4 protein-coding genes are annotated in these 7,716 nt (G+C 62.5%); 3 read left to right on the plus strand and 1 reads right to left on the minus strand.

Annotated features, from left to right (window positions below; all coding sequences use genetic code 11):
• Positions 1 to 43: 43 nt before the first annotated feature.
• Both FJ867_RS27165 and FJ867_RS27170 read left to right on the plus strand, forming a co-directional pair.
• Positions 44 to 1,333: an HlyD family type I secretion periplasmic adaptor subunit gene (locus tag FJ867_RS27165; RefSeq protein WP_140497322.1), complete on the plus strand. Its 1,290-nt coding sequence runs from the start codon at positions 44 to 46 to the stop codon at positions 1,331 to 1,333.
• On the plus strand, positions 1,323 to 1,958 hold the full coding sequence (locus tag FJ867_RS27170) for a ribbon-helix-helix domain-containing protein (protein ID WP_140685175.1): 636 nt from the start codon (positions 1,323 to 1,325) through the stop codon (positions 1,956 to 1,958). The genes FJ867_RS27165 and FJ867_RS27170 overlap by 11 nt, the downstream gene beginning before the upstream one ends.
• Positions 1,959 to 2,086: 128 nt before the next feature.
• Here FJ867_RS27170 and FJ867_RS27175 read toward each other — a convergent pair whose 3' ends face one another.
• Positions 2,087 to 3,055, minus strand: a complete 969-nt coding sequence (locus tag FJ867_RS27175; protein ID WP_140515173.1) for a transglutaminase-like cysteine peptidase — start codon at positions 3,053 to 3,055, stop codon at positions 2,087 to 2,089.
• A 323-nt stretch (positions 3,056 to 3,378) separates the two neighbouring features.
• Here FJ867_RS27175 and FJ867_RS27180 point away from each other — a divergent pair.
• On the plus strand, positions 3,379 to 7,716 hold a 4,338-nt coding region (locus FJ867_RS27180), incomplete at its 3' end, for a DUF5801 repeats-in-toxin domain-containing protein (protein WP_140819055.1).

A 7,716-nucleotide genomic window follows, 5' to 3' on the forward strand; every position in this document is an offset into this window, starting at 1 on the left:
AACGAAAACTATCAAAGTATTCAATGCGTTGGGGCCGTGGGAAATGCTTGCAAGGGAAGACCGGCCGCCGCTCTTTGCGTCGGCGTCCATATTTATCATAGGTGCACTCTTCGTGTCTTCCGTTGCTTGGGCGTCCTTTGCCGAGGTGGATGAAATCGCACGCGGCGACGGCAAGGTCATACCTGCTTCCAAAACGCAGATCATCCAGGCCAGCGAGCCGGGCGTCGTCCAGGAAATTGCCGTCAAGATCGGGCAGGTCGTGAAGAAGAACGACCTCATCATCCGCCTCGACAATACGTTCAACACCTCCAGCCTTGGCGAGCAACAGGCCAAGGCACGGGCATTACAGACCCGCATTGCACGGCTGAAGTTCGAGCAGAGCGGCGATCTGCAAGGCGAATTTCCATGTCCGGCCGAAATCCAGAAGGTCGCCCCGGAAATCTGCGACAACGAGCAGAAGCTGCTCGTCGCCCGCCGCGACAACTTCGAAGTCAAGCTGTCGGTTCTCAAGTCGCGCCTCGATCAGCGCGAGAAGGAATTGGACGAGGCGACGGCCAATTCCGATCGCCTCACGAAGAATCTGGTCGTCAGCGACCAGGAGGCAAAGCTGGTCGAAGCCATGGTCAAGAAAGGCCTGATGGCGCGAACCGAGCAACTCCGGGTTGAACGCGAGCAGACAGAGCTCAACGGGCAGCTGACGCTTGCTGGAGAAACCACCAAGAAAGCCAAATCGGCCATCACCGAGGCCCAGCTTCAGGTCGATGAGCTCGGTCTGCAGCTGCAACAGGAAGCGCTGAGCGACCTGACGCAGGCGCTGGCCGATCTCTCGGTGGTCGATGAAACCATACGCGGCGCGACCGACAAGGTGGCCCGCACCGACATCCGTTCTCCAGTCGACGGTATCGTCAACACGCTTGACATCAATACGGTTGGCGCCTTCGTGCAGCCCGGCGCGGTCGTGGCCGGCATCGTTCCGACTTCGGAGACCTTGCTGGTCGAAGCGCGGGTTTCGCCCCGCGACGTTGCCTTCATCCGGCCGGATCAGGAGGCGCTGATCAAGGTCACCGCCTATGATTTCTCGATCTTCGGCGGCATCGAGGGCAAGGTCTCGAACATCACCGCCGACAGTCTCGTCGACCAGAAGACAGGCGAGCCCTATTATCAGGTGCGCGTCGCGACCGACAGGTCGACGCTGACGCGGGATGGCAAGACCTATTCGATCATCCCGGGCATGATCTGCTCCGTCGACATCAAGACCGGCCGCAAGACGATCCTGACCTACCTGCTGAAACCCATCAACAAGGCACGAGAGGAGGCGATGAGTGAACGATAGCGCCACGCCTCCCGCTGTTCTCGAGCGGTTGCTCGTGCCGATGGCCACGGAAGACCTCGGCATGGAGTTCCGGGTTGTCGCGCGCCGCGGCATCCGCCGCGGCATCCGCCTGGAGCGGACGTTCTGGACGTCGCTCAGGCAGATGGCGGAAAGCCGCAAATGCACGATCGGCATGCTTGTCGATGAGATCGCCGAGAGCCAGTCTCCCGCTGGCAATCTGACGTCGGCGATCAGGGTTGCCTGCATTCGTGACTTGACGGAAGAAAACCTGACGTTGAAGAGGCTTGCGTCGATCAGGACGATCACCGCGATACTGGTCGCCTGCCCCTCGCCCGCCTTCGCCCTTTCATCGTCGAAAAAGATCCTGACCTTCAACGCTCCGTTCCAACAATTGGTAAAGCGCCAATTGCCGACGGCGCCGAGCGATGACGGGCGTCAGGATCTCAGGCTGGCGCTCGATCTCAACGTGGCGGACATCTTCGCGCGGCTGGATGCCAATGGCGAGATTCCGGTCGCCAGCGGGTTCGTCATCGGCGCCGGCGAACGCCGATATCGTGGCCAATTGAATGCCGTGCGAGCACCGCTGGTCGGGCAGGACCTGCTGATGGCATTCGTCAGCGGCTAGCAGCAGTTCCAGGAAAAGTGCGAAACGCTTCCCGGGAAAAGCGTGTAGCGCTTTCCCTTGGGAATTGCGCAAAACAAAGAGATAGAGCGGTTCGGCGTTTTCCATAAAAGCCGGCGAACCGCGGTTGCTCACCGACGGGCAAGCGCTCCAGAAGCCGTGTCGGGCTGCAATCCCTCGCCGGGCGCGACGCCTGCAAAACCGCCCTTGATCTCCGCGACCTGCGCGCTGCCCGATCTCGAACCATGGATCCAGGCTCGGTCCGTGCTGAAGGAATAAAGCGGCACATAATCGGGGAGATCGCTGTCGCGCAGCACGGTGTTGTTGAGGCTGTCGAGAATGAACACGCCACTTGCCGTGCTTACCGACAGGACCGCATGGAAGAATCCCCGCCTGCGATCCTGGAGAACAACCAACGCCATGCTTTGCGCGGGGATGCCGGCCCTCAGCAGCGCCGTCATCTTCAGTATGACGAAATCCTCGCAGTCGCCGGCGCGCTTATCGAGCACCTCGGTGGGCTTTGCCCAGTAATCGAGCTTGCCATAGATGACGCTGTCCTTCCTGTAGGCGATCAGGTGATTGATGCCGCTGTTGACGAATGACAGTTTCTCGCTGAACCCTTTGCCCTGTGCCGACGAGATCAGCCTGGCAAAAGCCGCGCTCTTCTGCTCGCAGGCACTGCCCGCCGAGCAGCCGACAATTGCCTGGTAGACCGGTGCCCACCGCGCGGCGACGGGAAAGTTATGCATGGACAACGCGACCGAGCCGAACACGCCGGGGATAATCGTTGCCGTCTTGATGGGATCAATTCCGACATTCGCAGGCGCCGGCGCAACGCCCGCTTGGGCATCGTCGATCGTGTAACTCATGGAAACCAGGTCGGGCTGGTATCCTACCGCCGGTCGCCAAGGCTGGAATCTTTCCAGGGAAACGCCGCCCAGGCTGGGCGGCATCCGCACGTCTTCAACAAGCCCGCCGACCGAAGCGGTGCCCTCTAAATGGACGCTCGCGAGCGATGGCTGCGGCAGGCCTGCGAGGCTGATCGTCAGCAAGAGTAGCTTGAGGCCGGCTGTTCCCGGCGCGGTTTTTTCTTTTTTCATAACGCCCACCTTTTGACTGTGGACGGTACCGATCTTGTCTCAAATTATTGGCAATGAAGGTAGATAATGGCGACTAAACTTGTTTCCGCTATTTTTCGTAAAATTTTATTTGAATTTATACTTCTATTTACCATACAACAGGGGGCGAGGCCTCATCCGCACCGGCACATATCGACTTATATAACAGAATATATGCTCCCAGTTTACCACGCGTAAAAAATGCCATTGTAGGCATATAATGGTATATAAAGTAGATTGACGGACGGTTGCAAAGTAATGGTTGCCGCTGTCTCTTTCGGGGAAATGCCGGAGGGGTACAAGCAATGACCATCAATAACGAATTGGACGCCGTTTCGGGTTCGTGGGACGAGCATTCCATGGCCAGTGAACGTCACGACCAGACCTCGCCGGCAGAGTTCCAGGTCGCACAGGCGGCTTCGACGCAACAGGCCGCGCCGGCAGCGGCCGAACCAGTGCCGGTCGATGTGGGCAGTGGCGCGCCGGCGGAAGCACCCGCGGAGGCGAAGGCCCAGGCGGCAGCCGCGCCGCACGAATACGTCGCCGACGCCGGCAACGTCGTGAAGCTTCCGGCGAACGTCTCTATCGACAACATCAAGGTCGACGGCCACAATCTCGTGCTCGAACAGGCCGACGGCTCGGTTATCGTGATCAAGGACGGCGCGCTCAACGTGCCGACCTTCGTCCTTGGCGATGTCGAGGTACCGCGCGTCGCCTTGATCGCCGCGCTCGAGGCGAGCCATGTGGATGTCGCCTTCGGCGCCGATGGTTCGATGTCGGCTGGCCCTGGAGGTTCGACCTCGAGCGCCGGTGGAAATTTTGAAATTCCTCCTGGCGGCATCGGCGATGGATTTGATCTTTCGACGCTCTTGCCGCCGACCGATCTGCAGTTCGGGCAGGCCGAGAGGCGGGAACTGTTCCTTCCCAATGCGAACCCGGAATTTGGCGATCTCACCGTCCGCGTGTCGGAAGAAGGGCTTTCCGGCGCAAACCCGGACGGCGATCCCGGCTCACCCTTCGACGAATCGAATCTTTCGGTGATCAACGGCAGCTTCGGCGCTACGGATCCCAATGGCGATCCGCTGACCTACGGCCTCGGAGTGCCTGCCACGACACTTACCTCGCACGGCACCGACGTCGTGTGGGAACTGGTCGATTCGACGCATCTCGTCGGCAGGGTCGGATCGGACGTCGTGATCAGCGTCACCATCACGGATGCGAGCACGGGAACCTTCCAGATCGCCCTGCTCGGTCCCCTCGACCACCCGCTGGCCGGCTTCGAGGATGACCTCTCCATCGTCGTCCCGGTTACCGTGCAGGATCCGTTCGGCGGCTCGGCAACGGCCAACATGACCGTGATCGTCGAGGACGACAGCCCTGCCCTGACGGTGGGCAACACGGCAGCCAGTTCCGCGGTGCTCGATGAAACCAATGCCGGTTCGCCGGCTGGCTTTCCGATCGATGTGACGAGCGCCAACCCGATTATTTCCGTTGCATCCAATTTCGGTGCCGACGGGGCCGCCGCCGGCGGCGGCATCGCCTATGCGCTGGGCCTGACCGGCAATGTCGCATCGCTCGATTCGGGCCTGAAGACGGCCATTGGCGATTTTGCGATCACGCTGCAGCAGACCAATGCGACGACGGTCACCGGCACTTATCAGAACGGCGGCACCCACACCGCCTTTACCATCGTCATCAACGGCAATGGCACGCTTACGGTCACCCAATACGCTCCGCTGGAACACACTGTCGATGGATCGAGCGCTGCTGCCCATGACGACGTGCTGACCCTCTCGGGCAAGATCACAGCCTCGGTGACCGTCACCGACTTCGATGGCGACAGCGCATTCGGCGGTGCCCAGATCGGCGGCGCGATCCAGTTCCACGACGATGGACCTTTGGTGACAGTCGTCGCCGACGCCGGCGCCGTGGTCTCACTCGACGAAACGCAGGCCTTGAGCATGGCGGCTGCGATCAACACAGGAACCATCGTCAAGGGCGATGATCCCGATATCGGCGGTACCGGGGCGATCACCTCCGGCACCAGCAACGGCGCCCTGGTCAATGTGACGGCGCTGTTCGGCGGCGACGGCCCGGCGGCAAGCACCGCCACCGTCTATCAGCTGAGCGTCACGAACGCCGTTTCCGGCCTGACCGTCACCGACGGCTCAACGATCACCTTGCAGACGCTTGCGAACGGAGTGGTTGTCGGAGTCGTGCAGGGCGGCGCGTTCAAGGGCGAGGCCGCGTTCGCGCTGTCGATCGATCCGGCCACCGGCAAGGTGACCGTCGAGCAATATCTGTCGCTCCACCATTCCGACACCGGTAATCCCGACGACACGGTTGCACTCACCGCCGGCTCGCTGGCCGTGAAGGTCACGATCACGGATAGCGATGGCGACTCCGCCAGCGCCAGCGCCGACGTCTCGGGCCAGATCAGTTTCGACGATGACGGGCCGAAGGTGACGGCTGTCGCCGCCACCGGCGTTACGGTAGCGCTTGACGAGACGGCGACCACGAGCACCCCGGCTGGGATCGACACTGGTACGGTCACCAAGGGCGAGGATCCCGATGTCGGCGGCACCGGCGCGATCGCGCACGGCACCAGCGACAGTGCCTTCGTCAACATCACGGCGCTGTTCGGCGCCGACGGTCCGGCCGTTTCGGGCAGCACCGTCTATGCGCTAAGCGTCACCAATGCGGTCTCCGGCCTTGCCGTCACCGACGGCTCGCTGATCACCTTGCAGACGCTGGCCAACGGCGTCGTCGTCGGCGTCGTCCAGGGCGGAACGTTCAATGGCGATGCGGCGTTCGCGCTGTCGATCGATCCGGCCACCGGCAAGGTGACCGTCGAGCAATATCTGTCGCTTCATCATTCGGACGCCTCCAATCCGGACGACACGGTGGTGCTGGGCCTGCATTCGGTCGCAGTGAGTGTGACCGTCACGGATGGCGACGGCGACACCGCCAGCGCCAGCGCCGATGTCTCGGGCCAGATCAGCTTCGACGACGATGGTCCGAGCCTGACCATCTCGCAGCCGAACGGTGCCTTGAACGGCCTGTTCCTGGACGGCTTCGTCCCCAATGGCGACGCCTGGGGCGCCGGCAGCGGCACCACGACCGGTCCCGCCGGCGCCTGGACCGTCACGGCTTCGCCCTACGAAGGCGCCAGCAGCATCGAATTGCAGAAGGTCGGTGACGGCTATCGCGGTGCAGACAGCCCGACCAACAGCGTTATGGTCGACCTCGAGGCCAGCCCCGGCAACATCCAGATCTCGCAGACCATGCTGCTCAGCGCCGGCGAATACCGCATCTCCTTCGAGATCGGCGCCGCCAACGACACCAGCCTCCTACACAGCGCCAAGCTCGAAGTGCTGTGGAACGGCGTCTCGGTCGGAACCTACGATCCCACGTCGGGCGTCATGCAGACCATCGCCATCGACGTCACGGCGACGGCCGGCGACAACTCACTGACGTTCCGTGAAATCGGCGAAGCAGGCGACAACACCGGCACCTTCCTTGCCAACATCAAGGTCGGCGACATCATCGTTATCGACGAGACCGCAGGTGTCGATGCCGATTCCGACGACACCACCGATCCTGCCGTGGCGGCCCTGTTTGCCGGCGTCAATGCCGGAACCGATCCCGACATGCCGCTGCACCAATATGCGCAAGGCAGCGGCGGCGTCGTGAACGCCACGGCGCTGTTCGGCGCCGACGGACCGGCAGCGAAAGCTTCGCTCGTCTATGCGCTCACCCTTGCCAGCAATACGGGCGTGGATTCCGGCCTGAAGACCACCGATGGCCACGCAATCTCGCTGTTCAACGACGGCAACGGCCACATCATCGGCGTCTATGACGCCAACAACAACGGCGTTACCGCCACCGACAAGGTCGCCTTCGCCCTGCATGTCGATGCCGCCACCGGCCAGGTCGCGGTTGCGCAATACGTCTCGCTCCAGCATCCCGACACCAGCAGCAACGACGAGGGCATCGCGCTCGGCGCCGGTTCGGTCTCGGTCACCGTCACGGCGACCGATGGCGACGGCGACCACGTCACACAAAGCGCCGACATCTCCCAGACCATCGTCTTCGAGGATGATGGGCCGAAGGTCCTGAGCGGCCATGCCGCGCCGGTGACGATCGACGAGGACGACATTGCCAGCCTGCTGTCGCAGGGAACCTCGCCCTATGACGGGTCCGGCGACGGTTCGGGCACGGAGTTCCCGCTGGGTGCGGCGATCGCATCCGGCTCGCTGAACGGGCTTGTCGACTTCGGCGCCGACGGCCCGGCCGCCGGCGGCGGTTTCGGCTTCACCGGCACGGCGGCCGCAGACCTGACGGCCATCGGGCTGTCGTCGAAGGGCGTCGAGCTGAGCTGGGCGATCCAGGGCAACACGCTGGTCGGCTTTGTCGACAGCAACCATAACGGCGCTTACAACGGGCTTAGCGACCGCACCGTGATGACGGTGACGCTGAATGCCTCGAGCGGCGCCTTCGTGGTGCGCCAGTTCGACCAGCTCGACCATGTCACACCGCCGACCGGAACATCGGACCAGAACACCGCGCTGCAGACGCATCTGGGCAGCGGCAGCGTGGCCGGCATCGACCTCGGCTCGGTGTTCCAGGCCAAGGACGGCGAC

Origin of the sequence: Mesorhizobium sp. B2-5-3 (assembly GCF_006441005.1) — a bacterium.
GTDB lineage: Bacteria > Pseudomonadota > Alphaproteobacteria > Rhizobiales > Rhizobiaceae > Mesorhizobium.

What these genes read in the sequence shown, in the direction of transcription:
- FJ867_RS27165 (WP_140497322.1), top strand. Translation starts at nt 44, where the DNA reads ATGCTTGCAAGGGAAGACCGGCCGCCGCTCTTTGCGTCGGCGTCCATA.
- FJ867_RS27175 (WP_140515173.1), bottom strand. Translation starts at nt 3,055, where the DNA reads ATGAAAAAAGAAAAAACCGCGCCGGGAACAGCCGGCCTCAAGCTACTC.